Annotated in this window: 24 protein-coding genes; 15 read left to right on the forward strand and 9 right to left on the reverse strand. The window is 61.1% G+C overall.

The window, feature by feature from the left end:
- Positions 1 to 76: 76 nt before the first annotated feature.
- The 4 genes from C5L13_RS14440 to C5L13_RS14455 all read right to left on the reverse strand — a co-directional run bounded on the left by C5L13_RS14440 (position 77) and on the right by C5L13_RS14455 (position 3,939).
- Positions 77 to 937 (reverse strand): shikimate dehydrogenase, encoded by an 861-nt coding sequence (locus tag C5L13_RS14440; protein WP_105383994.1) that lies wholly within the window; start codon positions 935 to 937, stop codon positions 77 to 79.
- A gap of 64 nt (positions 938 to 1,001) precedes the next feature.
- Positions 1,002 to 2,015, reverse strand: a complete 1,014-nt coding sequence (locus C5L13_RS14445) for a TRAP transporter substrate-binding protein (protein WP_105383995.1) — start codon at positions 2,013 to 2,015, stop codon at positions 1,002 to 1,004.
- Positions 2,016 to 2,086: 71 nt separating this feature from the next.
- Positions 2,087 to 3,367 (reverse strand): TRAP transporter large permease, encoded by a 1,281-nt coding sequence (locus C5L13_RS14450; RefSeq protein WP_105383996.1) that lies wholly within the window; start codon positions 3,365 to 3,367, stop codon positions 2,087 to 2,089.
- Between the two features lie 11 nt (positions 3,368 to 3,378).
- A complete protein-coding gene (locus C5L13_RS14455) occupies positions 3,379 to 3,939 on the reverse strand; it encodes a TRAP transporter small permease (RefSeq protein ID WP_105383997.1) in 561 nt (186 codons plus the stop codon).
- 225 nt (positions 3,940 to 4,164) lie between these two features.
- Here C5L13_RS14455 and C5L13_RS14460 point away from each other — a divergent pair, with 225 nt between their 5' ends.
- Complete coding sequence (locus C5L13_RS14460) at positions 4,165 to 4,812, forward strand: TetR family transcriptional regulator (protein ID WP_105383998.1); 648 nt, start codon at positions 4,165 to 4,167, stop codon at positions 4,810 to 4,812.
- Between the two features lie 17 nt (positions 4,813 to 4,829).
- On the opposite strand, the gene C5L13_RS14465 is transcribed toward C5L13_RS14460, so the two are convergent.
- On the reverse strand, positions 4,830 to 5,144 hold the full coding sequence (locus C5L13_RS14465; RefSeq protein WP_105383999.1) for a hypothetical protein: 315 nt from the start codon (positions 5,142 to 5,144) through the stop codon (positions 4,830 to 4,832).
- A gap of 83 nt (positions 5,145 to 5,227) precedes the next feature.
- Complete coding sequence (locus C5L13_RS14470; RefSeq protein ID WP_105384000.1) at positions 5,228 to 6,154, reverse strand: LysR family transcriptional regulator; 927 nt, start codon at positions 6,152 to 6,154, stop codon at positions 5,228 to 5,230.
- Positions 6,155 to 6,240: 86 nt separating this feature from the next.
- Between C5L13_RS14470 and C5L13_RS14475 the strand changes: the two genes are divergently transcribed.
- Entirely contained in the window at positions 6,241 to 7,149 is a 909-nt protein-coding gene (locus tag C5L13_RS14475; RefSeq protein WP_105384001.1) for a DMT family transporter, read from the forward strand.
- A 79-nt stretch (positions 7,150 to 7,228) separates the two neighbouring features.
- On the opposite strand, the gene C5L13_RS14480 is transcribed toward C5L13_RS14475, so the two are convergent.
- A complete protein-coding gene (locus C5L13_RS14480) occupies positions 7,229 to 7,834 on the reverse strand; it encodes a DUF922 domain-containing Zn-dependent protease (protein ID WP_407070428.1) in 606 nt (201 codons plus the stop codon).
- 146 nt (positions 7,835 to 7,980) lie between these two features.
- Entirely contained in the window at positions 7,981 to 8,943 is a 963-nt protein-coding gene (locus C5L13_RS14485; RefSeq protein ID WP_105384306.1) for a S1C family serine protease, read from the reverse strand.
- Positions 8,944 to 9,198: 255 nt separating this feature from the next.
- Between C5L13_RS14485 and C5L13_RS14490 the strand changes: the two genes are divergently transcribed.
- The 10 genes from C5L13_RS14490 (at position 9,199) to C5L13_RS14535 (ending at position 20,892) form a co-directional block, all read left to right on the forward strand.
- The gene (locus C5L13_RS14490) at positions 9,199 to 11,286 is read left to right on the forward strand and encodes a TonB-dependent siderophore receptor (RefSeq protein WP_105384003.1); all 2,088 of its coding nucleotides are present in this window, start codon (positions 9,199 to 9,201) and stop codon (positions 11,284 to 11,286) included.
- Positions 11,286 to 12,521, forward strand: coding sequence for an MFS transporter (locus C5L13_RS14495; protein ID WP_105384004.1), 1,236 nt, complete (start codon positions 11,286 to 11,288; stop codon positions 12,519 to 12,521). Before C5L13_RS14490 ends, C5L13_RS14495 begins: the two co-directional genes overlap by 1 nt.
- Before the next feature lie 184 nt (positions 12,522 to 12,705).
- The gene (locus tag C5L13_RS14500) at positions 12,706 to 13,458 is read left to right on the forward strand and encodes a FadR/GntR family transcriptional regulator (protein ID WP_105384005.1); all 753 of its coding nucleotides are present in this window, start codon (positions 12,706 to 12,708) and stop codon (positions 13,456 to 13,458) included.
- A 75-nt stretch (positions 13,459 to 13,533) separates the two neighbouring features.
- Complete coding sequence (gene kdgD / locus C5L13_RS14505; protein WP_105384006.1) at positions 13,534 to 14,439, forward strand: 5-dehydro-4-deoxyglucarate dehydratase; 906 nt, start codon at positions 13,534 to 13,536, stop codon at positions 14,437 to 14,439.
- Between the two features lie 4 nt (positions 14,440 to 14,443).
- Entirely contained in the window at positions 14,444 to 15,580 is a 1,137-nt protein-coding gene (locus C5L13_RS14510; protein WP_105384307.1) for a mandelate racemase/muconate lactonizing enzyme family protein, read from the forward strand.
- Positions 15,580 to 16,443, forward strand: coding sequence for an amidohydrolase family protein (locus tag C5L13_RS14515; protein WP_105384007.1), 864 nt, complete (start codon positions 15,580 to 15,582; stop codon positions 16,441 to 16,443). The genes C5L13_RS14510 and C5L13_RS14515 overlap by 1 nt, the downstream gene beginning before the upstream one ends.
- A 78-nt stretch (positions 16,444 to 16,521) precedes the next feature.
- A complete protein-coding gene (locus tag C5L13_RS14520) occupies positions 16,522 to 17,496 on the forward strand; it encodes a TRAP transporter substrate-binding protein (protein WP_105384008.1) in 975 nt (324 codons plus the stop codon).
- An 89-nt stretch (positions 17,497 to 17,585) separates the two neighbouring features.
- On the forward strand, positions 17,586 to 18,107 hold the full coding sequence (locus C5L13_RS14525) for a TRAP transporter small permease (RefSeq protein WP_105384009.1): 522 nt from the start codon (positions 17,586 to 17,588) through the stop codon (positions 18,105 to 18,107).
- Positions 18,107 to 19,387, forward strand: coding sequence for a TRAP transporter large permease (locus C5L13_RS14530; protein WP_105384010.1), 1,281 nt, complete (start codon positions 18,107 to 18,109; stop codon positions 19,385 to 19,387). The genes C5L13_RS14525 and C5L13_RS14530 overlap by 1 nt, the downstream gene beginning before the upstream one ends.
- A gap of 71 nt (positions 19,388 to 19,458) precedes the next feature.
- Complete coding sequence (locus C5L13_RS14535; RefSeq protein ID WP_105384011.1) at positions 19,459 to 20,892, forward strand: aldehyde dehydrogenase family protein; 1,434 nt, start codon at positions 19,459 to 19,461, stop codon at positions 20,890 to 20,892.
- 59 nt (positions 20,893 to 20,951) lie between these two features.
- Here the strand turns inward: C5L13_RS14535 and msrA are convergent, their stop codons facing one another.
- Entirely contained in the window at positions 20,952 to 21,485 is a 534-nt protein-coding gene (msrA, locus tag C5L13_RS14540; RefSeq protein ID WP_105384308.1) for a peptide-methionine (S)-S-oxide reductase MsrA, read from the reverse strand.
- 205 nt (positions 21,486 to 21,690) lie between these two features.
- On the opposite strand from msrA, the gene C5L13_RS14545 reads away from it, so the two are divergent.
- The 3 genes from C5L13_RS14545 (at position 21,691) to C5L13_RS14555 (ending at position 24,018) form a co-directional block, all read left to right on the forward strand.
- Positions 21,691 to 22,623 carry a 2-dehydro-3-deoxygalactonokinase gene (locus C5L13_RS14545; protein WP_105384012.1) on the forward strand — a complete coding sequence of 311 codons (933 nt, stop codon included), beginning with the start codon at positions 21,691 to 21,693 and terminating at the stop codon, positions 22,621 to 22,623.
- Positions 22,624 to 22,642: 19 nt separating this feature from the next.
- Positions 22,643 to 23,263, forward strand: coding sequence for a 2-dehydro-3-deoxy-6-phosphogalactonate aldolase (locus C5L13_RS14550; RefSeq protein ID WP_105384013.1), 621 nt, complete (start codon positions 22,643 to 22,645; stop codon positions 23,261 to 23,263).
- 101 nt (positions 23,264 to 23,364) lie between these two features.
- A complete protein-coding gene (locus C5L13_RS14555; RefSeq protein WP_105384014.1) occupies positions 23,365 to 24,018 on the forward strand; it encodes a class I SAM-dependent methyltransferase in 654 nt (217 codons plus the stop codon).
- Position 24,019: the final 1 nt, after the last annotated feature.

Below are 24,019 nucleotides of genomic sequence, written 5' to 3' on the forward strand. Positions count from 1 at the left end.
GGTCTGCCTGTCGAAGAAGAAACAGCGACCGGCCCGTAGGACACCGGCAGATTTCAGGATCCGCCGGCATAGGCAATCAAGCGGTCATGGTCTCGAAATGTTGTATCATGCGGCTGACATCCGGCTCCCGGCCGGTGAAGAGCCGGAAGGCACCTACAGCTTGAAAGACGGCCATACCGCCGCCGTTGAGAACCTGGCATCCGCGCGCTCTGGCCTTCGTCAGAAGCTCCGTTTCCAGCGGAAAATAGACGATCTCCGCCACCCAGTGATGCGGCTTCAAAAGGTCGGGCGGCAGCGGCACACCCGGATATTTCGCCATGCCGGTCGGCGTCGCGTGAACCAATCCCGACGCCGACTCCATGGCCGAAGCAATGTCGTTCGAAGCCGAAATCATGGCATCCGGGAAAAGTGCCGACATGCTTTCTGCCAGCTGCTCCGCTCTCTCCGGCTCGCGGTCGACAACCGTCAGCTTCTTCAGGCCGAGGGACAGAATGGCGTAAGCAGTGGCGACGCCAGCGCCACCGGCACCGAGCTGAACCGCCGCCTGCAGATCCGCACCGGGCAAACCGCGCTTGAAACTTTCGGCAAAGCCCCACCAGTCGGTGTTATGGCCAAAGCGCTTTCCGTCCTTCAGCACAACCGTATTGACCGCCCCCAGCGCCCTCGCCTCATCGGAGAGTTCATCGAGATAAGGAATGACGAGCTGCTTGCACGGATGGGTGATATTGAGACCGCTCAGACCTCTTGCTTCAGCATCGCCCAGCAGGTCCGGCAGGCTGTCCGGCGTCCGGCCGATCTGGTTCAGATCGATGAGCTCGTAGTCGTAGCGAATGCCCTGTGCAGCACCTTCCTTCATGTGCATGGCGGGCGTCAGCGAGGCCTGGATGCCGGCGCCGATCAGCCCGGCCTTCAACGGTTTCAGCAATGTTTCGGCCATCATTTTCGTGCCTCGTATGCGTGGGTGGATCGGCCCGCCCCTTCAGGACGGGCCGATGGAAGGGTCACTTCTTGCGTGCGGCGTCGAGTTCCTTGAAGAGCAACGAGACGGTATCGGCACCGATGTCGGCGCTGAACTTGTCGATCAGCGGCTTCACGGCATCGCGAAGCTTCTGGGTTTCGGCCGCGCTGAGTTCGTCGACCTGCATGCCCTTCTCCTTGATCTCGGCCACGGCCTTCGCATCCGCGTCACGCGAAACCTTGCGCTGGAAGTCGCGCGCCTCGGTCGCCGCCGACTGGAGCACTGCCTTCTCCTCGTCGTTCAGCTTGTCCCAGAACTTCTTGCTGATCAGCACGATCTGCGGATTGTACTGGTGACGCGAGAGCGTCATGTACTTCTGGACTTCGTAGAACTTGGCGTTGATGATGTTGGCGGCCGGATTTTCCTGACCGTCCACCGTGCCGGTTTCAAGCGCCGTATAGAGTTCGGTATAAGGCAGCGGCACGGCGTTGGCGCCGAGGCTGTTGAACATCTCGATCGGGATCGGCGACTGCAGAGTGCGGATCTTCAGGCCCTTGATGTCCTCCAGCTTTGTCACGGGGCGGCGTTCGTTGGTCAGGTTACGGAAGCCGAGTTCCCAATAGGCAAGTCCGACGAGACCGGTCGCCGGCAGCTTGTCGGCGAGGCTCTTGCCGAACGCGCCGTCCATCACCTTGTCCGCTTCCTCGCCGCTGTTGAAGAGGAACGGCAGATCGACGGCACCGAAGGCCTTGACATTGCTCGCCAGAATGCCGGCGTTCAGCACCAGCATTTCCACCACGCCGCCCTGCAGCGCCGAGACGGTCTGGACGTCGCCGCCGAGAACGCCGCCCGGGAACAGCTTCACGTCGATCTTGCCGCCGCTCTTTGCCTTGACGATTTCGGCGAATTTCTCCATCCCGGTGACCTGCGGATGGCCCTTGTTGTTGGCGGCTGCGAACTTAAGCGTATGCGCGCCGATCTCGGCCGATGCCGTGCCCGCAAACAGCAGTGCCGGCAGGGCAATTCCCAGCGCCAGTTTCATCATCTTGTCGAACATAGTTTCCTCCCAAAGAATGGCCGGGATCTTCGCGGCCGGTTGACATGCACTTGCAAAGGCACCTTTCGGTCTCACCGCGCGAACCAGGCGACCGGCACGGTCACCAGCTGCGGGAAGAGAACGAGAAGGAAAAGGACGATCAGCTCGGCGATCATGAAAGGCATCACACCCTTCATGAGATCTTCCATCGACAGCTTGGACACGCCGCAGATGACGTTGAGCACGGTGCCGACCGGCGGCGTGATGAGGCCGATCGAATTGTTGATGATGAACAGCACGCCGAAGTAAACCGGATCGATGCCCGCCTGCTTGATGATCGGCATCAGTACGGGGGTCATGACCAGGATGGTGGGCGTCATGTCCATCGCCGTGCCGACGACCACGATCAGCACCATGATCGCAATAAGCAGAAGGGTCTGGTTGTCCATCAGAGGTTCGATGAGTGCAACGAGACTGCCCGGCACGTCGGCGACCGTGATGAGCCAGGCGGAGACTGCCGCACAGGCGACCAGGAACATCACCACCGCCGTAATTTTCCCCGCCGCGACGAAGACGGAAAAGAGCTGCGAGGGCGCCAGTTCACGATAGACCACCATCGACACGAAGAGCGAATAGACGGCAGCAACCACGCCGGCTTCCGTCGGAGTAAAGACCCCGAATTTCAGCCCGACAATGATGATGACCGGCAGCATCAGCGCCCAGATGCTTTCAAGGAACGCCTCGATACGGACCTGCCGGCTCTGTCGCGGCGGGAGCTCGAACTGCTCCTTTCTCGCAACGATCAGCCAGGTGATGCAGAGCGCCAGGGCAATCAGCAGACCCGGCACGATACCGGCGAGGAAAAGCTTGGTGATCGAAACGCCGCCGATAACGCCATAGAGAATGAAACCGATCGACGGCGGAATGATCGGGCCGATGACCGAGGCCGAAGCCAGGAGGCCGCCGGTGCGGGCCGGATCATGACCGGACTTGATCATCATCGGAAAGAGCAACGCACCCAGCGCCGCAGCATCCGCCACCGCGGAGCCGGAAAGGCTGGACAGGATGCAGGCGGCAAAGATTGCGACGAAGCCGAGACCGCCGCGAATATGGCCGACCATCGCCATGGCGAGATTGACGATACGCTTCGACAAGCCTCCGGTGTTCATGATCTCGCCGGCAAGCAGGAAAAAGGGCACCGCCATCAGAGGGAAACTGTCGGCGCCGTTGAGCACGTTCTGGGCAACGATCTGCGCGTCGAAGATGTCCATATACATCATCAGCGCGACGCCGCTGAGAATGAGCGCGAACGCGATCGGTACGCCGAGCGCCATGGGGCCGAGAAGTGCGCCGAGGAAAATAGTCAATGTCATGGCGGCTCTCCTCAGACCTTGGTGGCGCCGGCGACGGCGGCTTCCGGGTGGCTGTCGAGGGCGACCTCTTCCTCGCTGTCCCGGACGAGATGAGCGGTCGCAAGGTCGATGCGGCCAGTCGCCACCTGAAAGGCGTCATAGAGAATGATGAGGAAGGTCGGGACACCGAAGGCAAGCCCGGCTCCGTAGAACCAGCCCATCGAAATGCCCGTGGCCGGCATGCTGGCAGGCAGGTTGATAATCGTCTGGGTCCAGCTTCCGCTCACCATCAGCCACGTGGCGCCAAGCATCAGCCCGTGCCCCAGCAGCACAGCTATCTTGGCCAAGGCCGGCGGCAGCCGCCTCAAGAGCGAATCGACCCCGAGATGGCCGTGCTCGCGCATTGCGACAACAGCACCAAGGAAAGTCAGCCAGACGAAGAAAACCCGCGAAAGCTCTTCGGAAGCGGTGATGCCCTGATTGAAGGCGTAACGCAGCACCACATTGCCGAAGACGAGCACGACCATGGCTGCCAGCAGCAGCGCGATGATCACCTTCAAGGCAAAGAAATAGAAATCGATGATTCGTGTCATTCAGTCCTCCCCAAGCTTCCGCCACCTAGCCTGTCGCGGTGACCTCTAAAATGTCACACCCCGCACCTGACAAGAAGCTTAACCAGCGCCGCCTCCTCAGGGCCGCTGGCTTTTGGATAAAATGTACTAACTAGTGAGTATGTCAAGCATGATCTGTTGAAATTGCCGAAGCGGCCCGCTATGACTTTGGAAAAGATGTGAAAATTCGAAGAGGCGGCTTTGGGGATGGCAGCGAAACGCCAAAACACCAGGAAGAACGATCCGCAGCGCACGCAGGAGGATATCCTGGAGGTCGCCACGGAGGAGTTTTCCACCCATGGCCTCGCGGGCGGCCGCGTCGACGCCATCGCGGAAAAGACCCGCACCTCAAAGCGGATGATCTACTATTATTTCGGCAGCAAGGAAGGCCTTTATCTCGCCGTTCTGGAGCGCGCCTATCGCAAGATCCGTACATTGGAAGCCGATCTCCAGCTTTCCAATCTGCCGCCGGAGCAGGCGTTGCGGACGCTGATCTCCACCACGTTCGAGCATGATGAAACCAATCCGGACTTCGTGCGCCTGGTCAGTATCGAGAACATCCACCACGCGGCCCACATGCTGCGTTCGGACGCGATCCGTGACCTGAACGTTTCCATCATCGAGACGATCGCATCGGTTCTCGACCGCGGCATCGCCGGCGGCGTCTTCACGAGAAGAGCCGATCCGATCGACGTGCATATGCTGATAAGCGCCTTCTGCTTTTTCCGCGTCTCGAATCGCTACACGTTCGGCACGATCTTCCGCCGCGATCTATCCGAACCGGAGACGCTGCAGCGCCACAAGGGCATGATCGCCGACGCGGTGATCAGCTACCTTCAATCCGGGACCGCGTGACCCCAGTCGCTCGATTTTTACCGGTCGATCAGGATCTTCGTGATTGCCACCCTCTCCGGAAGAGCGACGAGGAATTCGGGATCGCGGTCGAGGTGATGGACCTTATCCGGATCGCCGCCCGTAAACGCCGCCATCGAGTTGAAATCCCGCCAATAGGAGGTCGTGATGAACTCGGTCTCGGCGCCGAGGTCATCGCGAAAGAGCTGTACCGCAAGGGCCGTTTTCTCGAGCGGCGGAATCCCGACCTCGCGCAGATAAGCCTCATATTCGTCGGCCGCCTCGGCCAGCGTTCGGCCCCGCCAGATGCGTGCGATCGTTGCTTTGGTGTCCATGAACGTTCCTCGGCTTCGTCTGCCGGAGGAAGTAGAACAGCGGCCCGAAGAGACAACATCCTATTCCATATGAAAAATAGGGCTCACCTCATCCGCCCTGGCGAGAGGAAGGCGGCGATCGCCGGCTCGTCGTGCCCCGCCTCGCGCAGAAATCGTTGGGCAAATTGCGCCGCCGCCCCGCGCAAAGCCTCGTTGGATCGGATAAGATGAAAGGCGACGTGATGATCGACCGTTCTCTCCGAAACCCTCACGATCCGGCCGTTGGCGATCGCCGCGTCGGCAAGCGGCGGACGGGCGAGCGCAACGCCTAGTCCGTGCGAACAGGCATCGATCACGAGGTTGTAATCCTCGAAGCGCCGGTCATGACCGCGCGGCACGTAGTTCACCCCTTCGTCCGCCAGCCAGCGTCGCCAGGCTTCGATGTTGGAATCGTGCAGGATCGGCCATTCGAGCAGCGACTTTGCGTCGGGATGGGGGCCTAGGCGTTCCGCCAGCACAGGCGCGGCGATCGGGTAGAGCTTCTCCTGCCAGAGCGGCAGGCTGCGCACCCCGGCCCACGGCCCTTTTCCGCAACGGATCGCAAGATCGATCCCCTCGCTGAAATCGGCTAGGCGATGCTCGAGCACCAGTTCGAGATGAATGTCGTCTCCTTCCAGCCCGGGCAGCCGTGAGAACAGCCAGAGCGACGCGACGGATGGCGTCACCGAAAGCCGCACCACCGTCTTGTTGCGCCGCGGCAGCCATCGCTCGTCCGTATTGCCGAGGAGCGCAAGCGCCTCCTCGGCGCGGGCGAAAAACCGGATCCCCTCCGGCGTCAGCGTCACGCCCCGCGCTTCTCGCAGGAAAAGCCGGACACCCATCCAGCGTTCCAACCGCGATACCTGCCGAGACACGGCCCCGTGCGTCACGCCGCCCTCCTCCGCTGCAGCGGAAAAGGACCCGAGACGCGCGGCGCGGGCAAATGTCTCCAGAGTATCGAGCGGCGGCAAAGCCTGGGAGCTGTGAACCATACGCACATATGATCATCGATCGCGTTGCTTTTCAAGCATAGACCAAGAGCGTAAGTCAGTCTTGACAACGTCAGACGGAGGCAGACATGAGCACTGTTGCGCTGGAATCTCAAACGATGAGTGAAAGACAGGGATTTGACTGGATCGCTTTCGCAGCGATCCTCGTGACTATCATTTTCTGGGCTTCGTCCTTCGCAGCCATCCGTATCGGCCTGGGATCGCTGACCCCCGTCGAACTCGCCGCCGCGCGCTATGTCTCGGCAGCCTTGATCGCAGTCCTTTATCTCGCCGCGGCCAGACCCATGCTTCCGGCAAGACGGGATGTCTTGAGGCTCTCGGTCGCGGCAATCCTGTTCATTGCAGCTTACGCGGTCCTCCTGAATATGGGCGAGCGGACGGTCGCCGCCGGCCCGGCAAGCTTCATAATCAACACGATGCCCGTCTTCACCGCGCTGATCGCGACCTTCGTCCTGGGCGAACGGTTCGGGCGATGGGGTTGGGTCGGCACGGCGGTCTCCTTTGCCGGCGTCGCTCTGATCGCGATTTCGAGCGAAAACGGCTTCGATCTCGACCCGAACGCGATCCTTATTCTCGGTGCCGCCCTCTGCTCGGCAGTGGCAAGCGTTATGCAGAAACCCCTTCTCGGTCGTATGCCGGTGCTCGCCGTCACGGCCTGGCTGATGCTGATCGGTTCCATTCCCCTGCTGCCTGCGGTTCCCTCCACGATACAGGCTCTCGCCGTCGCACCCGCCGACGTGAACTGGAGCGTCGCCTATCTGGTCATCTTTCCGACCGTCATCGGCTACGTCACCTGGGCCATCGCATTGAAGCGCCTCTCCGCCGCCCGGGCCGCGAACTTCCTCTATGGCGTTCCCCCGACCGCCACCCTGATCGGCTTTTTCTGGCTCGGCGAGGTGCCGACCGTCATCGGAGCTGCAGGCGGCATCATGGCGATCCTCGGCGTACTGGTCGTCAATCTGATGCGCAAGAGATGAACCGCTTGCTTAGCGGCGAGAGCTAGTTACGCCGCCTTGTTGAATAGTCACTGGCAGCCGCGCCGGCGGCTACTGGCGGCTATTTGCCGTTCACCAGGTTCAGAATGAGCTGATGGACATTGCCGCCCTCGTTCATCTCCATCTTGTCGAAATCACTGCTGCGCTTGCGTTGCGCCTTGGAAATCTCACCCAGCTTTGCAGTCAGCTCGGTCCTGATCTTTGCGCATTTCGGATCGTTGGCGACGGTGAGGCCGACGCTCGTCCGCTCGATCTCCTTCACCATGTCGACGATCATGACCCCGTGCACGTCTTCGTGCCGGCGCACCCCGGCGATGAACGTATCCCATTTCCTCTTGAGCTCCGGCGACAGAGGCGAAACGGGCTTCGGCACCAGGTAGGTGACGATGAGCTTTGGTTTTGCCGAGACCAGGATACAGGCTCCATTCGGCTGCGGTTCGTATTTCCTCGTCCAGGTGAGCTTGAAGTTGGTATGCGCAATGGCGCGCACCTCCTTCCCAACCTTTGGGCCCCGTTCGCCGATCGACGCATAGAGATCGATCCCGGAATCTCCGGTGACGGGATAGGTCTGCACCTGTTCGACCGGCTGCCATTGAACCTGGGCCGATGCCTCAGCCGATAGGAGTGCAAAAGAGGCTACAGCCCAAAACCCGATACTTTTCGACAACCGATCCCCCGCGCGTGTTTCGGCCAAATCGTAGCGAGAGCCGCCACAAGTTTCAATTTCCATCGCCGTCTATCACCGCGTCTATTCCGATGCACGCAGCAACGATCCTGATCAGAAACACGGCCGACCGACGCCGGCTGGCATGACTATCTGGTCGTCGGCCGTGCCGCGGGAACCAGCACCCGGTGGGTGATCCGCGAATCGAGGTCATAGAGGGCAATCGGCGTTTCCGTGCCTATTCGCGTACCATCCAGGAGGCGGATGAGATCATCGCCGCCGGCGACCGGCTGGCCGTCGATCGCCAGGATAAAATCCCCTTCCTTCAGCCCGGCCCTCTCCGCGGGACTGCCGGGATCGATGCGGCGAATGCGCACCGTCGTCTCCTGGGTCATGCCGGCCTTCAGGGCGATCCGACGCGGCAGCGCTATCGTATCGACGACGATACCGACGAAGGCCCGGCGCACATGCCCGAAACGCAGAATTTCGGAGACCACGAAATTCGCCGTGTTGGAGGCGACGGCGAAAGCGATGCCCTGTGCGCCCTGGATGACGGCCGTGTTGACACCGACGACTTCTCCGGCGGCCGATACGAGCGGTCCTCCGGAATTGCCGGGATTGAGCGCCGCGTCCGTCTGCACAACGTCTTCGATCAGCCGGCCGGTCGACGCCCTCATCGAGCGACCGAGCGCCGAGACGACGCCCGCCGTGACCGACCAGTCGAAGCCGAGTGGATTGCCGATTGCGATTGCGACATGGCCGCGGCGCAGTGTCTTCGAATCGCCAAGTCTGGCCCAGGCTTGGACGTCCATGTCGGCACGAACGAGTGCGATATCGGTGTCCGCATCGCGGCCGAGCACGCTCGCCTGCCCCACCGCGCCGTCGGCACTGCGGATGCGTACCGCTTTCGCGTCTCCGACGACATGGTGGTTGGTGATGATCAGTCCGTCGGGCGATATGGCAAAGCCGGAACCATGGCCGCTGTCACCAAGTGGTTCGATGCGGCTGACCGCAGGACCGACGCGATCGACCGCGCCGGCGACAGTCTCCGAATAGGCGTCGAGCAGGGCGCCATCCTCGGGAACGGGAGGATTGATGTCGATGAAACCCATGGCAGAACTCCAGACATTCAGCTTCTGAAAATGAAAGAAGCGGAAGAAGAATCGCATGTGGTGGGTGGGAGGTCTCGAAACAAGAATGCGCACCGGTCACCCGAAAAACGACGCAGCTTTCGTTCCGCCATCTGATGCCCATCGGATACACGGGCCGATATCTGCCGATTGTCCCCCGCCCGATCGCCATTAATACTTGACAGACAATATCATATTTGTGACCTCGGGCCATTCATGAGTATCGGGGACAAGTTTATGAGAATCAAAGTGCGTATAGGCCTCCTGTCGGCGGGCGTGGTCATCACCTCCTGTGGCTGGGCTAACGCTCAGGACCCCAATGCCGATACCACGCTCGCACCGATCGTTCTCGAATCGGAAAGCGACGACATCCTCGTTCAGGACGGTTATGTGGCAAAATCCGATCGGATCGGAACCAAGGTCGACACCCCGATCATCAAGATTCCACAAGCCGTTTCGGTCGTTACGCAGGATCAGATCGAAGACCAGAAACCGCGCACGCTCAATGAATCGCTGAGCTACACGGCAGGTGCCAATCCGAATACGTTCGGCTACGATTCCCGATATGACGCTTTTTATCTTCGCGGCTTCCCGGCCTATTATACCGGTCTTTTCCGCGACGGCCTGAAGCAGTTCAACGGTCCCTCCGCCTGGTTCCGTACCGAACCTTACGGATTGGAGGGCATCACGGTACTGAAAGGACCTGCCTCATCGCTCTACGGCGTGAGCGGCCCCGGCGGCATCGTCAATCTCGTCACCAAGCGCCCTAAGGACGAACCCTTCCATGAAGTCGAGACGGTGGTCGGCCAGGACAACCGGTATCAGGCGGCAGTCGATCTGTCAGGACCAGTGGATGAAGAAGACACGCTTCTTTACCGCCTCACGGCGCTCGGCCGGAAGAGCGATACGCATATAGAAGGCTACCCGGACGACACCTTCTATATCGCCCCCGCCTTCACCTGGAAGCCGGACGAGGACACCAAGTTTACCCTGCTCGGCGAATATTCCCGCTCGGTCACCGGCGGCACGGCCTTCTACGACAACCCAACCTATGGGACGGTTTCGCGGACCTACGCCGGCGATCCCGACTGGAACGACTTCACGACCAAGCAGGGCCGCATCGGCTACGAACTGGAGCATCGCCTGAACGACGTCGTCACGCTGCGTCAGAACCTGCGTTATCACGACGTGGATGCAGATCTCCAGTATAGCGGCTTCTATCCGGCCGCCCCCACCCGCTATTGGGGACACTACAAGGAGCACGTGAAGAACTTCAGCATCGACAACATGGCGCAGTTCGAGTTCGACACCGGCCCGGTCAGCCATACTGCCGTAGCCGGCTTCAACTACAGCTGGACGGACTACAGCGCCCGTTCCGCCTCTTCCTTCGTGTCGATCGACGATTTGAAGTCGCAGCCTTTCTTTTTCTCCGGCAGCCAGGAGATGGACCAATACGGCCTCTATCTCCACGATCAGATGGAATGGGACAAGTGGACGTTCTTCGTAACCGGCCGGCAGGACTGGGCGAAGTCGCACAGCGTCACCGCCGCCCTGACGGAGATCGACAATACCGATAGCGCCTTCTCGGGCCGGGTTGGCATATCTTACGAAACCGAATGGGGCGTAATACCCTATGCCAACTATTCGCGGTCGTTCTCACCCAATCTCGGCTTCGTGTATGACGCCTCTGGCGTCAGATCTATTGCCAAACCGACGCTGGCCGATCAGGTCGAAGTGGGCGTGAAGTATGAGATCCCCGATACCAACACCGTTATCACGGCCAATTACTTCGATATCAAGCAGACCGATGGCGTCGTCTACGACGGCACGTTCGACGCCGACGGCAATCAGGTTCAGCGCCAGCTCGACCTGCATTCGCGCGGCATCGAACTCGAAGCAAACGCCTCGTTCGACAACGGCTTCAGCCTGATCGCCTCCTATACCTATATGCGCATGGAGATAGACAAGGGACTGGCAGGCACGGTGGGCAACCAGCTTTCCGCGACACCGAACCACATCGCTTCTCTCTGGGGGCACTATCTCTTTGAAGACGGCCCGCTGGCCGGGCTCGGTCTTGGCGCCGGCGTCCGCTATATCGGCGAAAGCTATGGCGACGACACCAACACGTTCAAGAACGATTCGCGCACTTTGGTGGACGCCGCCATCTCCTATGACTTCGGCTACCAGAACCCGGACCTCAAGGGGCTGACCCTTCAGGTGAATGCCAAGAACCTGTTCGATACACAGAAGGCAATCTGCTCGGCAGGCAACTGCTATTGGGACGAAGGGCGCACGGTCTATGGCAGCCTGCGCTATCGCTTCTGATGGCTGAGACAAAGGTCAGCAATCCGCCCTCGCCGCTGTTCGTGCTTGCGGGGATCGGCGGACTTTACGTGGCGCAAAGCGTCATCGGCGGCATCACCTGGGCCGGCCTTCCCGCAATCATGCGCGCGGAGGGCGTGCCGCTCGACCAGATCGGTTACGTTTCGCTGATCGCACTGCCCTGGGCGCTCAAATTCCTCTGGTCGCCCTGGGTGGAGCGCTACCGGCTGCCGCCAAGAGGTAAGAACCGGTCCGCCGAGATCGTCGCGACAGGCGGTTTGATCTCGATCCTGGGTATGTTGCTGGTCGGGAGCCTGACGCCGAGCGCGGCCTTTCCCTTGCTCGCCTGCCTGACCATCGTGGCCTTTGCCGCCTCGACGGTCGACATTGCCTGTGACGGCTTTGCCGTTCAAACCCTGTCCAAGGCGCAGCATGGCTGGGGTAACGCTGCTCAGGTCGGCGGCGCCTATCTCGGTTCAGCCATAGGCGGAGGCCTCTTCCTCTACCTGGTCGGGATCTTCGGCTGGTCCTGGGCATCCTGGACGATGGCAGCGATCCTGCTCCTCCTCGGCCTGCCCTTCCTCTTCGGCGCTGCGCGGGACCTTCCGGAGGAAACCCGTCAGCACGTTCCATCGCTCGTCGCGCCGCTGAGACGACCGGAACTGCGGCGCGGCCTCCTGGTTTCGGCGATCTTCGTCATAGCGCAGAAAACAGCGCTCGGGATGATCGGGCCTTTCCTTGTCGATTCCGGTTTCGACGTGGCGACGATCGGTCTGTTGAACGGAGTGGGAAGCCTTTTCGTGGGCTTGGCCGCGGCGCTTCTCGGCGGGCTCTGCGTCAGGCTCTGGGGGGTGCGATGGGTGCTGGCACTCTCACTCCTTGTTCAGGCCGCTTTTCTGGCGTTGTTCAGCTTTGCGGGCTTTACGAAACTGCTCCCGGAAAGCCTGCTTATCGTCGCGGCGATCGGCAGTTCGTCCGGCATCATGGCTTTCGGCTTCGTCGCGCTCTACGCCCAGTTCATGCGCTGGTCGGATCCAAGGCAGGCTGGAATCGACTTTACCATCTTTCAGTGCATGGACGCCTTGGTCAGCATCGTCGGCGGAATGCTGGCCGGCCAGGTGGCCAATGCCTTCGGCTACGGCATATTCTTTGCCTCCGCCACGGCGCTTGCTCTCATTGCCGCACCTGTGATTGCGGCATCAGCCAAACCTGAAAACGCGTTGGCTTCTCAAGGCTGAAGCGGCAACTGCGCCGCCTCTTCCATCCATCTCCCAGCAGCATCAGCAACCGCGCTTCTCCGCGCGGCGCGAACGTTGTTGATGACAAGCATCCAAACTTATCATACATGTTATGGAAGTGAGCGTTAGAGTGACGCGCTGTCCAAGTGCCGCATTCGGCGTAGCGGAAACGATGAGGAAGCATATGAGCGTGGAGACGAATTCGGATACGGGCAAAAAATCAGGAACGCTCGTGTCCCAGCTTGACGAAACGCTCCGGCGAGCAATTGCCAGCGGCCAGTTTCCGCCAGGCTCGAAACTACCGAGCGAAGCGCAGCTGACGGCGGCCCACGGTGTCAGCCGCACCGTTGTGCGAGAGGCGATAGCAGCACTTCGTGCCGACCGGCTGGTCGAGGCGCGGCAAGGCGCCGGCGTCTTCGTGCTGGAGACCTCCGCGCCAAACCGCCCGACGATGCTCTCGCTTTCGAATACCGATCTTGCTCGGGTGTCGTCGATGATCGAACTGCTCGAGCTCAGAACCGCGGTGGAAGTGGAGGCCGCGGGGCTCGCAGCGCTCCGGCGGTCGCCGGCGCAGGAAGAAGTCATCCTCGAGCGACATGACGCTGTCCGCGCCTGCCTGGAAGCCGCAAAGCCGACAAGCGAGGCGGATTTCGCACTGCATCTCGCCATCGCCGAGGCGACAAATAATCCCCGTTTCCGTGAATTTCTCACGATGATCGGACGCAATCTCATCCCACGCGCGGCTCTGCGACCGGACGACTCCGAGGCCGATCAGGCGGCTTATATCAAACTGCTGGACGACGAACATAATGCCATTGTGGCGGCCATTTCCAATGGCGACGAGGAAGGTGCCCGCGAGGCCATGCGACGGCATCTGCGCGGTGCTCAACTGCGTTACCGGACCCTCTTGAGAGAGATGCGGGAATCTGTAAGATAACTTGTTGACACATGTACCTCCAACCTGTACGACAATTTTCGTCCGGAGGACACGCTTACAGAGGAATCCAAAATCATGACGCCTGAAGAAATCAAGGCTACGCTTGGGGCTGGCCTACTGTCCTTTCCCGTCACCCACTTCGACAAGGAAGGCCAGTTTCAGCCGGAAAGTTATCGTCGCCATATCGAATGGCTGTCTGGCTTCGATGCGCCGGTTCTCTTTGCGGCCGGCGGCACCGGCGAGTTCTTCTCGCTCTCTCCGAATGAAATTCCCGGCATCGTCGCGGCCGCCAAGGAAGCCTCCGGCAAGACTGCGATCGTCTCGGGCTGCGGCTTCGGCACCCATGTCGGCGTCGAACTCGCCCGCGCTGTCGAAAAGGCCGGCGCCGACGGCCTTCTGCTGCTGCCGCATTACCTCATCGACGCACCACAGGAAGGGCTTTATCAGCACGTGAAGCGCATCTGCCAGTCCGTCGGCATCGGCGTCATGGTCTACAACCGTGACAATTCGGTACTGCAGGTCGACACGCTGAAACGTCTCTGTGACGAGTGCCCGAACCTCATCGCCTTCAAGGATGGTACCGGCGACATCGGACTGGTCCGTCAGATTACCGCCAGCATGGGCGATCGGCTGATGTATCTCGGCGGCATGCCGACTGCCGAACTCTTTGCGGAAGCCTATCTCGGGGCCGGATTCACGACCTATTCCTCCGCCGTCTTCAACTTCGTGCCGGGGCTGGCAGTCGAATTCTACAAGGCGCTGCGGGCAGGCAATCGCACCCGTTGCGAGGAGATCCTGCGGGACTTCTTCTATCCTTTCATGGCGCTGCGCAGCCGCCGCAAGGGCTATGCGGTTTCGGCGATCAAGGCAGGCGTTCGCCTCCAGGGTTTCGATGCCGGCAAGGTACGTCCGCCGCTCGACGATCTGACGGCGGAAGAAGAAGAAATGCTTCTGCAGCTCATTGGCTCCCACAAGCGGTAACGCCATGAAAATCGCGTCGGTTCGCACTCACCTTCTCGAACACAAGCTCGATGTGGCCTTCGAGAGCGCTTCCATGCGCTTCGATCGCCGTGCACATGTTCTGGTCGAGATCGAGTGCGACGACGGCACGATCGGCTGGGGAGAGTGCCTCGGCCCTGCCCGGCCGAATGCCGCGGTCGTCGCAGCCTATGCAAATTGGCTGATCGGCGAAAATCCGCTGGAATCGGAAAAGATCTGGGCGCGGCTCTACAATGCGCTGCGCGACCAGGGCCAGCGCGGTCTTGCCGTCACGGCTCTTTCCGGCATCGACATCGCGCTCTGGGACATCAAGGGCAAGCATTTCGGCGCGCCGGTCTCGATCCTGCTCGGCGGCCGTTTCCGGGAGTCGGTCAAGGCTTATGCGACCGGCAGCTTCAAACGGGACGGCGTCGACCGCGTCGAGGACAATGCGACGGATGTCGCGCGCTATTGGGATGAGGGCTTCCACGCCAGCAAGATCAAGATCGGCTTCGGCGTCGAGGAAGATCTCCGGGTCATCCGCGCCGTGCGCGACGCCGTTGGCCCCGACATGCGGCTGATGGTGGATGCCAACCACGGTTATGACGCCATCGAGGCGATCCGATTCGGCCAGGCAGCCGCAGAACTCAACATCGACTGGTTCGAGGAGCCTGTGGTGCCCGAACAGCTCGCGGCTTATCGCGAGGTCCGTGCCCGCCAACCGATCCCGGTTGCCGGCGGCGAGACCTGGCACAGCCGCTGGGGCATGCGCGAGCCGGTGGAAACCCGCGCCGTCGATATCCTGCAGCCCGATCTGGCTGGCGTTGGCGGCTTCACCGAAGCAAAGCGCGTCGCCGACCTCGCCGCATTGCACGGCATCCGCGTCGTGCCGCATGTCTGGGGCACCGCTGTGCATATTGCAGCCGCATTGCAATTCATGGCGGCGATGATCCCGAGCCCCGTCCGGGTCAACCCGATCGAGCCGATCCTCGAATTCGACCGCACCCACAACCCGTTCCGACAGGCGGTGATCAAAACGCCGATCGAACACGAGCGCGGCGTGGTGAGTATCCCGAACGGTCCCGGCCTCGGGATCGAAATCAACCGCGATGCGCTCGCCGAATTCCGCATGGGAGATATCTGATGCTCGTCCGCCCCCTTTCCGGCAATCCTCCCAAGACTAAGCTGCCTAAGGGCGCGGTCGATACGCAGATGCATGCTTATCTGCCGGGCTTTCCCTCCCTGCCCGGCGGTCCCGGCCTTCCGGCGGGAGATTTGCCGACACCCGCGCAGTATCTCGAATTCATGCGCTGGCTCGGCATCGATCGGGTCATCGTCACACAGGGCAATGCCCAGCAGCGCGACAATTCCAACCTCAATGCATGCCTTGCCGAATTCGGACCGATCGCCCGCGGCGTCTGCGTCATCGACTCAACCACATCGGACGCCGAACTGGAGCGCCTTTCCGCAGCCGGCAATGTCGGCGCGCGGATCATGGACCTGCCCGGCGGCGCGGTGAACCTCGGCGAACTCGAAGCCGTCGACGCCAAGGCGACCTCCCGGGGCTGGATGCTCGCCGTCCAGTTCGACGGCAGCAACATTCTCGACCACGAAGCGCGACTGGCGAAGTTGAAATCCCGCTGGGTGCTCGATCATCACGGCAAGTTCTTCGCAGGCGTCACGCCCGACAGTCCGCAGGTCGACGCCGTCAAGCGGCTGATCGACGGCGGCAGGTGCTGGTTCAAATTCGCCGGCGTCTACGAGTCGTCGAAATCGGGCGGCCCCGACTATGCCGACGTCGCCGCCGTGGCGCGGGTGATCGCAGCCTATGCGCCCGAACGCATCATCTGGGGCACCAACTGGCCCCACAACCTTGCCCGCGAACAGGCCGATTATCCGGATGACGTGGCGCTGACGGATACGGTGCTGGGCTGGCTTCCAGACACGGCACGCGAGCTGGCGCTCGTGAAAAACCCAGAAGAACTTTACGGCCTGCCCGCCCAATAAACGGCAAGGGAGGCCGCAGAAGACTGATACCCAACGACCGGCGCGTGGAGGCGCCGGCGATCAACTGAGGAGGAAAACATGAAACTCACCAAGATGCTCGGCCTCGCATTAGGCCTGGCGCTGGCGGCAACCACCGCCCACGCACAGGAAGTGACGCTGCGCTCCGCCGACATCCATCCGGACGGCTATCCGACCGTGGAAGCGGTCAAATATATGGGTGAATTACTGTCCAAGAGCACCAATGGCCGCATCAAGATCCAGGTCATGAACAACTCGGTGCTCGGCAGCGAGAAAGACACGATCGAACAGACCCGTTTCGGCGTCATCGACATGAACCGTGTGAACGCCGCCCCGTTCAACAACCTTGTGCCGCAAACGACCGTACTCGGCCTGCCCTTCCTGTTCCGTTCGACGGAACACATGCACAAGGTGGTTGACGGCCCGATCGGCGAGGAAATCCTCAAGGCCTTCGAACCGCACGGCCTGGTCGGCCTCGCCTATTACGACTCCGGCGCCCGCTCCTTCTACACGACCAAGAAGCCGATCCAGAAGCTCGCCGACCTGAAAGGCATGAAGATTCGCGTCCAGCAGTCCGATCTCTGGATCGCCATGATGCAGGCCTTCGGCGCCAATCCGACCCCGATGCCGATGGGCGAAGTCTATTCGTCGCTGGAAACCGGCGTGGTCGACGGCGCGGAGAACAACTGGCCGTCCTACGAGTCGGCCCGCCACTACGAAGTCGCTAAAAACTATACGTTGACCCAGCACTCGCTGAACCCGGAAATCCTGGTCATGTCCAAGCTCTCCTGGGACAAGCTCTCGCCGGAGGACCAGAAGGCCGTCCGCCAGGCCGCCAAGGAATCGACGACAAAAATGCGCGAACTCTGGGCTGCCCGCGAAAAGTCGTCGGAAGCAAAGGTCCGCGCCGGCGGCTCCAATGTCATCGAGGTCAACAAGGAAGAGTTCGCGGCTGCGATGAAGCCGGTCTACGACAAGTTCGTGACCGACCCGAAGCAGAAGGCTCTTCTGGAACAGATCCAGGCAGTCAAGTAACGCAAAAACAAGAACCGGCCCTCGTTCGCGAGGGCCGGTTTTTTTATTTCCGGCACGGGGGAACTGGCCGGGTATTGGAGGACAAGGACATGTTGGTTTTCATGCGGACTATCCGGCCCATATTGGCCGGCATCAGCCGCCTATCGCTTTATATTGCTGGTGTCGGCCTCATCGCCATGACGCTCATCGTCGGTTGGCAGGTATTCGGACGTTACGTCCTGAACGACTCGCCAAGCTGGTCGGAAACACTTTCACTCTATCTCATGTCCTGGTTCATCATGCTGGGCGCCGCGGTCGGCGTACGTGAAAGCGTACATCTGGGTCTGGATATCGTGCGCTACATGATGCCGCCGGCCATTCAGAAAGCCATGGACCTGTTGAGCCTCGGCCTGATCGTTCTGTTCGGCATCGGCATGGCCTACTATGCGACCCTGCTCGCCATCGGCACCTGGACTGCAACCATTCCCGTTCTCGGCTGGCCGGGCGGCACAGACTTCTTCCCGATGATCGTCGGCGGCGCGATGATCTCGATCTTCGCCCTTGAACGTTTCGTCGATGTTGCGATCGGCGAGGAAGTCGCGGCTGACATCGTCGCGGCGGAGGTGATCTGATGGCCTATACGATCCTTTTCGGCTCCTTCACGCTACTGATGCTGATCGGCATGCCGATTGCCTTCTGCCTCGGCATCGCCGCCTTCGCTACCGTCCTCTACATCGGCCTGCCGCCGATCGTCGTCTTCCAGCAACTGAACTCCGGCATGAACGTCTTCGCCATGATGGCGATCCCGTTCTTCATCTTCGCCGGCGACCTTATGGTGCGCGGCGGCATCGCCCATCGGCTCATTCGCTTTGCGGCCGGTCTTGTGGGCCACCTGAAAGGCGGCCTCGGCCAGGTGAACATCGTCGCGTCGACACTGTTCGGCGGCATCTCCGGCTCGGCCGTCGCCGACGCGTCGGCGGTCGGCGGCCTGATGATCCCGCAAATGGCGAAGCGGGGTTATGACAAGGACTATGCGGTCAACGTCACCGTCAATGCCGCCATCATTGCGCTGATGGTTCCGCCGTCGCACAACATGATCCTCTATTCGATCGCGGCCGGCGGCAACGTCTCGGTCGCAGATCTCTTCACCGCCGGCATCATCCCCGGCCTGCTGCTCGCCGCCTCGCTGATGGTCACCGCATGGTGGGTCGCCCGCAAGCGCGGTTATCCCGCCGAACCGTTTCCCGGCTTCGCGCGCGTCGGCTATTATCTGCTCGCCGCGGCTCCCGGCCTGCTGTTGATCGGCATCATCTTCGGCGGCGTCCGCTCCGGCATCTTCACCGCCACCGAAAGTTCCTGCATCGCCGTCCTTTATGCCTTCCTCGTCGCGATGCTGGTCTATCGCGAACTGAACTGGGACGGTTTCGTCGAGGCCGTTATGGGCGCGGTGCGCACCACCGCTATGGTCTTGCTCGTGATCGGCACGGCGGCGGCCTTCAGTTGGTTGATGGCCTTCCTGCAGGTACAGACGCTGATCATCGCCGCGATCGGGGCAATCTCCGACAACCCGATCATCGTGCTGCTGATGATCAACATCATCTTGCTGATCCTTGGTACATTCATGGACATGGCGCCGATGGTCCTCATCGCGACCCCCATCCTGCTTCCGGTCGTCAAGGCCTTCGGCATTGATCCCGTGCATTTCGGCGTCGTGATGATCCTCAATGCCGGCATCGGTCTGAACACGCCACCGGTGGGCACGGTGCTCTTCGTCGGTTGCGCGGTCGGCGGCATCTCGATACGAGAGGCGATGCGTACGATCTGGCCTTTCTTTGGAGCCAGCGTCGCAGTATTGATGGCGGTAACTTATATCCCGGCCCTATCGCTCTGGCTGCCAAGCCTCTTCAAGTGAGCGCCGGAGCATAACGTTTCCTGACGGTCCCGCCTTAAGAAGCGGGACCTTTCACATGAGAGGAGAGGTCTATGACCATCTACCAGAACCTGATTGCCGGCGAATGGGTCGGTTCCGATGCTTCCAAGAACATCAACCCATCCGACACCAACGACGTCGTGGGCATGTATGCGCAGGGCAGCGCCGAAGACGCCAAACAGGCGATATCAGCCGCGAAAGCCGCCTTCCCGGCCTGGTCGCGTTCCGGCATCCTCGAACGCCACGCGATCCTGCGAAAGACCTCCGACGAAATCCTGGCCCGCAAGGACGAACTCGGCGCGCTGCTCGCCCGCGAGGAAGGCAAGATCCTTCCCGAAGCAACCGGCGAAGTCATCCGCGCCGCCCAGATCTTCGATTTCTTCGCCGGCGAGGCGCTGCGCCTGACCGGCGAACTGGTGCCCTCCGCCCGTCCGAATATCGGCGTCGAGATTACCCGCGAACCCCTCGGCGTCATCGGCATCATCACGCCCTGGAATTTCCCGATCGCCATTCCGGCCTGGAAGATTGCCCCGGCCCTCTGCTACGGCAATACCGTGGTCTTCAAGCCGGCCGATCTGGTTCCGGGTTGCGCCTGGGCGATCGTCGACATCCTGCACCGCGCCGGCCTTCCGAAGGGCGTGCTGAACCTCGTCATGGGCCGCGGCTCGGTCGTCGGCCAGGCCATGCTCGACAGCCCGGACCTCGCCGGCATCACCTTTACCGGCTCCACCGGCACCGGCAAGCGTGTGGCACTTGCTTCCATCGAGCATAACCGCAAGTTCCAGCTCGAAATGGGCGGCAAGAACCCGATGGTCGTCCTTGACGACGCGGATCTCAATGTCGCCGTCGAGGCCGCGGCCAATTCCGGCTTCTTCTCGACCGGCCAGCGCTGCACCGCCTCCTCACGCCTGATCGTGACGGAAGGCATCCACGACAAGTTCGTCGCCGCGCTGACCGAGAAGCTGAAGACGCTCAATGTCGACAACGCTCTGAAGGCCGGCAGCCATATCGGCCCGGTTGTCGACGACAAGCAGCTGAAGCAGGACACTGACTATATCGACATCGGCAAGTCGGAAGGCGCCAAGCTCGCCTTCGGCGGTGAGGTTATCAAGCGCGATACCCCCGGCTTCTATCTGCAGCCGACGCTGTTCACGGAAGCGACCAACCAGATGCGCATCTCCCGCGAGGAGATTTTTGGACCGGTCGCAAGCGTTATCCGCGCCAAGAACTACGAGGAAGCGCTGGCGATTGCCAACGACACGCCATTTGGTTTGTCCGCCGGCATCGCCACGACCAGCCTGAAATACGCCACCCATTTCAAGCGCAACTCCGAAGCGGGCATGGTGATGGTCAACCTGCCGACCGCAGGCGTCGATTTCCACGTGCCGTTCGGTGGCCGCAAAGCCTCCTCTTTCGGCCCGCGCGAACAGGGTAAGTATGCTGCGGAATTCTTCACTGTCGTGAAGACCGCCTACACCTTGGCCTAAACAAAAAAGGCGCTGCCATTTTGACATGGCAGCGCCTCCGATTCATGAATTGAGATAGGTTATTCGGCAGCAGCCACTTTGGCACTCTCGCTGCGCTTTGGCAGCTTCCAGTTCGGACGCGGGAAATGGCATGTATAGCCATTCGGATAGCGCTCCAGATAATCTTGGTGTTCCGGCTCCGCCTGCCAGAAGTCACTGACCGGTTCCACTTCCGTCACGACCTTGCCCGGCCACAGTCCGGATGCGTTGACATCGGCGATCGTGTCTTCGGCGACGCGCTTCTGCTCGTCGTTCTCGTAGTAGATCGCCGAACGATAGCTCATGCCGACATCGTTGCCCTGGCGGTTTTTCGTGCTCGGATCATGGATCTGGAAGAAGAATTCCAGGATATCGCGGTAACTGGTTCTGGCCGGATCGAAGATGATCTCGATAGCCTCGGCATGCGTACCGTGATTGCGATAGGTGGCATTCGGGACGTCGCCGCCGCTATAGCCGACGCGAGTGGAGATTACCCCCGGCAAACGCCGGATCAGGTCCTGCATGCCCCAGAAACAGCCGCCTGCCAGGACGGCCCGTTCGGTAGTCGTCGCCATGCTTTCCTCCTTCAGTTTTGGATTTGCCCCTAAAATGGCGATGCAGGCGGGGAAATTCAATGACGCCATGCCGGGCAGCATCGACTGGATGATCATCCGGGCGCTGTTCGCAATTATCATACTTATTCCAGATCACCCCTCGACAGGACGCCAGGCGGCAGGCTATCGAAAGGGCCGAAAACGCATCCGGAGGAATGACATAGCCATGCCGCAACCGACCTCGATCATCTTGGACTGGGGCACGAGTTCGCTGCGTGCCATGCTGGTTTGCGAAGCCGGCGAGACGCTCGATACGCGTGAGAGTTCCGAAGGCGGGATCCAGTTCGTCAAGGACGGCGCCTTTGAAGCGGCTCTCATGCGCACGGTCGGCGAGTGGTTTTCGGCTCACGTGGCCCTCCCTGTCCTTGCGACCGGTATGATCACCAGCCGCAACGGCTGGATCGAGGTGCCATACGTCGATGCACCTGCCGGCATCGCGGAATTGGCGGCCGGCACGCGCAAAAAGACGCTCGAAAACGGCGCCGTCATCACCTTCCTGCCAGGCATGCGCAACCCGGCCGCACAGCCGTTCCCAGATGTCATGCGGGGGGAAGAAACCCAGATCGTCGGTTTTGGCCTGGACAAGGACAGGACCCTGGTCCTGCCCGGCACCCACAGCAAATGGGCGCGCATCGCATCAGGTCGGATCGCCGGCTTCCAGACCTATGCAACAGGCGAGGTCTTCGCGCTTCTGACGAAACACTCGTTCATCGCCAAGGCCCTCGAGCCGCAGCCAGGCAGCGACACCAAATGGAGCGCCTTCGACAAGGGCGCCGAATTTGCAGCAAGCGACGCGGCCGGCGCCGACGCATTCCTCTCGGCGATCTTCAGCGCCCGCACCGGCATACTCGACGGCAAGCTGAAGCCCGAGGATATTCTCGACTACGTTTCCGGCCTCGTTATCGGCTCCGAGTTCCGCCAGGCCCGCGCCGCCGGCTGGTTTCAAAACGGGGATGAGATCGGCATCGTCGGCAACAATATCCTGAACAGCCGTTATGGCCGTGTCGCGCCGCTCTTTGCTCTGACTGTCGAGCCCGGCCCGGAAAACGCCGCCAAACGCGGCATTCTCTTGATTGCTGCCGAGGCGGCAAAGCACTGAAGCATTAAGGAGTTTCGACATGACGTTTGAAGAAGCACTCAAGGCCTGCAACCTCGTCGCCATCCTGCGCGGCATCACGCCGGGGGAAGTCGAAGCGGTGGGCGAAACGTTGATCGCCGCAGGATGGCGCATCATCGAAGTGCCGCTCAATTCGCCGGAGCCCCTGAAAAGCATCGAGAAATTGGTGAAACGTTTCGGAGAACAGGCAATTATCGGCGCAGGCACCGTATTGACGCCTTCCCAGGTCGCTGACGTGGCCGCTACCGGCTCCCGGGTCATCATATCGCCCAATGCCAATCCGGAAGTCATCAGAGCCACGCGCGCAGCCGGCATGGTGAGCCTGCCCGGAGTAGCCACGCCGACAGAGGCCTTCGCGGCGATCGAGGCCGGCGCCACCGGGGTCAAAGCCTTTCCCGCCGAGTCGATCCCGCCGTTGATCATCAAGGCCTGGAAAGCTGTCTTGCCGAAGGAAATTCCGGTACTCGCCGTCGGGGGCGTAACGCCGGAAAACATGACCGCTTACAGCCAGGCCGGTGCAGCCGGCTTCGGCATTGGCTCTTCTCTCTATAAGCCAGGTACGGATCTCGCCACCATTGCCGAAAGAGCAAAGAAGTTTATCGAAGCCATGCGCGCCGCATGAGCAAAGTCTGATTGCACCGTCGTAAAACGGCAATCTGCGGGAACCATCATCCCCCATCGAGAGTTTCACGGAACGTGACGAACTATCGATGGGGGGCGATCTTGGCAGAAATCCGGAACAATGTAGAGCATCAGCGAAAGGTCTATCAGCGCTGGGCTCCGATTTACGATCGTGTCTATCGCGGGCTCCTGCGCGACAGCCATCGGACGGTTGCGAAACTGGCGGCTGAAGCCGGAAGCGATATTCTGGAAGTCGGCGTCGGCACCGGCCTCATGCTTTCTTACTACCCCAAGCAATGCCGGGTGACGGGCGTTGATCTTTCAGAACCCATGATTGCCGAAGCCCGGAAAAAGGTCGCCCGCGATGGGCTGGATCATGTCGTGGCGCTGCATGTGATGGACGCCCACCGGCTTGAATTTGCCGATAGCTCCTTCGACGCCGTCTGCCTGCCCTTCGTCGTCACCCTTATTCCCGATCCCGAGTGGGCGCTGGATGAATGCGCCCGCGTATTGAGGCCAGGCGGTGAGATCATCATCGCCAGCAAGCTTGGCGACGGACGGGGTATTCAGGGCGTAATAGAGGAAGCGGTCGCGCCGCTCGTCCACAAGGTCGGCTGGAGTTCGGCTTTCCGTATCTCACGGATCTCCGAATGGGCTGAGCGTCGAGGCAATTTCGAGGTTGCCGATATCCGCCGGACCTTTCCGAACGGCTTCTTCAAGGTCATGCGCCTGAAGCACCGACCGGCTTCCGTGTAGA

The organism is Neorhizobium alkalisoli (assembly GCF_002968635.1).
Taxonomy (GTDB): domain Bacteria; phylum Pseudomonadota; class Alphaproteobacteria; order Rhizobiales; family Rhizobiaceae; genus Neorhizobium; species Neorhizobium alkalisoli.

Coding starts and splice junctions, on each gene's coding strand:
- C5L13_RS14530 (WP_105384010.1), top strand. CDS start 18,107: ATGGCCTATACGATCCTTTTCGGCTCCTTCACGCTACTGATGCTGATC.
- C5L13_RS14470 (WP_105384000.1), bottom strand. CDS start 6,154: ATGGTTCACAGCTCCCAGGCTTTGCCGCCGCTCGATACTCTGGAGACA.
- msrA (WP_105384308.1), bottom strand. CDS start 21,485: ATGGCGACGACTACCGAACGGGCCGTCCTGGCAGGCGGCTGTTTCTGG.
- C5L13_RS14490 (WP_105384003.1), top strand. CDS start 9,199: ATGAGAATCAAAGTGCGTATAGGCCTCCTGTCGGCGGGCGTGGTCATC.
- C5L13_RS14510 (WP_105384307.1), top strand. CDS start 14,444: ATGAAAATCGCGTCGGTTCGCACTCACCTTCTCGAACACAAGCTCGAT.
- C5L13_RS14545 (WP_105384012.1), top strand. CDS start 21,691: ATGCCGCAACCGACCTCGATCATCTTGGACTGGGGCACGAGTTCGCTG.
- C5L13_RS14460 (WP_105383998.1), top strand. CDS start 4,165: ATGGCAGCGAAACGCCAAAACACCAGGAAGAACGATCCGCAGCGCACG.
- C5L13_RS14515 (WP_105384007.1), top strand. CDS start 15,580: ATGCTCGTCCGCCCCCTTTCCGGCAATCCTCCCAAGACTAAGCTGCCT.
- C5L13_RS14445 (WP_105383995.1), bottom strand. CDS start 2,015: ATGTTCGACAAGATGATGAAACTGGCGCTGGGAATTGCCCTGCCGGCA.
- C5L13_RS14450 (WP_105383996.1), bottom strand. CDS start 3,367: ATGACATTGACTATTTTCCTCGGCGCACTTCTCGGCCCCATGGCGCTC.
- C5L13_RS14525 (WP_105384009.1), top strand. CDS start 17,586: ATGTTGGTTTTCATGCGGACTATCCGGCCCATATTGGCCGGCATCAGC.
- C5L13_RS14535 (WP_105384011.1), top strand. CDS start 19,459: ATGACCATCTACCAGAACCTGATTGCCGGCGAATGGGTCGGTTCCGAT.
- C5L13_RS14495 (WP_105384004.1), top strand. CDS start 11,286: ATGGCTGAGACAAAGGTCAGCAATCCGCCCTCGCCGCTGTTCGTGCTT.
- kdgD (WP_105384006.1), top strand. CDS start 13,534: ATGACGCCTGAAGAAATCAAGGCTACGCTTGGGGCTGGCCTACTGTCC.
- C5L13_RS14485 (WP_105384306.1), bottom strand. CDS start 8,943: ATGGGTTTCATCGACATCAATCCTCCCGTTCCCGAGGATGGCGCCCTG.
- C5L13_RS14475 (WP_105384001.1), top strand. CDS start 6,241: ATGAGCACTGTTGCGCTGGAATCTCAAACGATGAGTGAAAGACAGGGA.
- C5L13_RS14550 (WP_105384013.1), top strand. CDS start 22,643: ATGACGTTTGAAGAAGCACTCAAGGCCTGCAACCTCGTCGCCATCCTG.
- C5L13_RS14440 (WP_105383994.1), bottom strand. CDS start 937: ATGGCCGAAACATTGCTGAAACCGTTGAAGGCCGGGCTGATCGGCGCC.
- C5L13_RS14465 (WP_105383999.1), bottom strand. CDS start 5,144: ATGGACACCAAAGCAACGATCGCACGCATCTGGCGGGGCCGAACGCTG.
- C5L13_RS14520 (WP_105384008.1), top strand. CDS start 16,522: ATGAAACTCACCAAGATGCTCGGCCTCGCATTAGGCCTGGCGCTGGCG.
- C5L13_RS14455 (WP_105383997.1), bottom strand. CDS start 3,939: ATGACACGAATCATCGATTTCTATTTCTTTGCCTTGAAGGTGATCATC.
- C5L13_RS14500 (WP_105384005.1), top strand. CDS start 12,706: ATGAGCGTGGAGACGAATTCGGATACGGGCAAAAAATCAGGAACGCTC.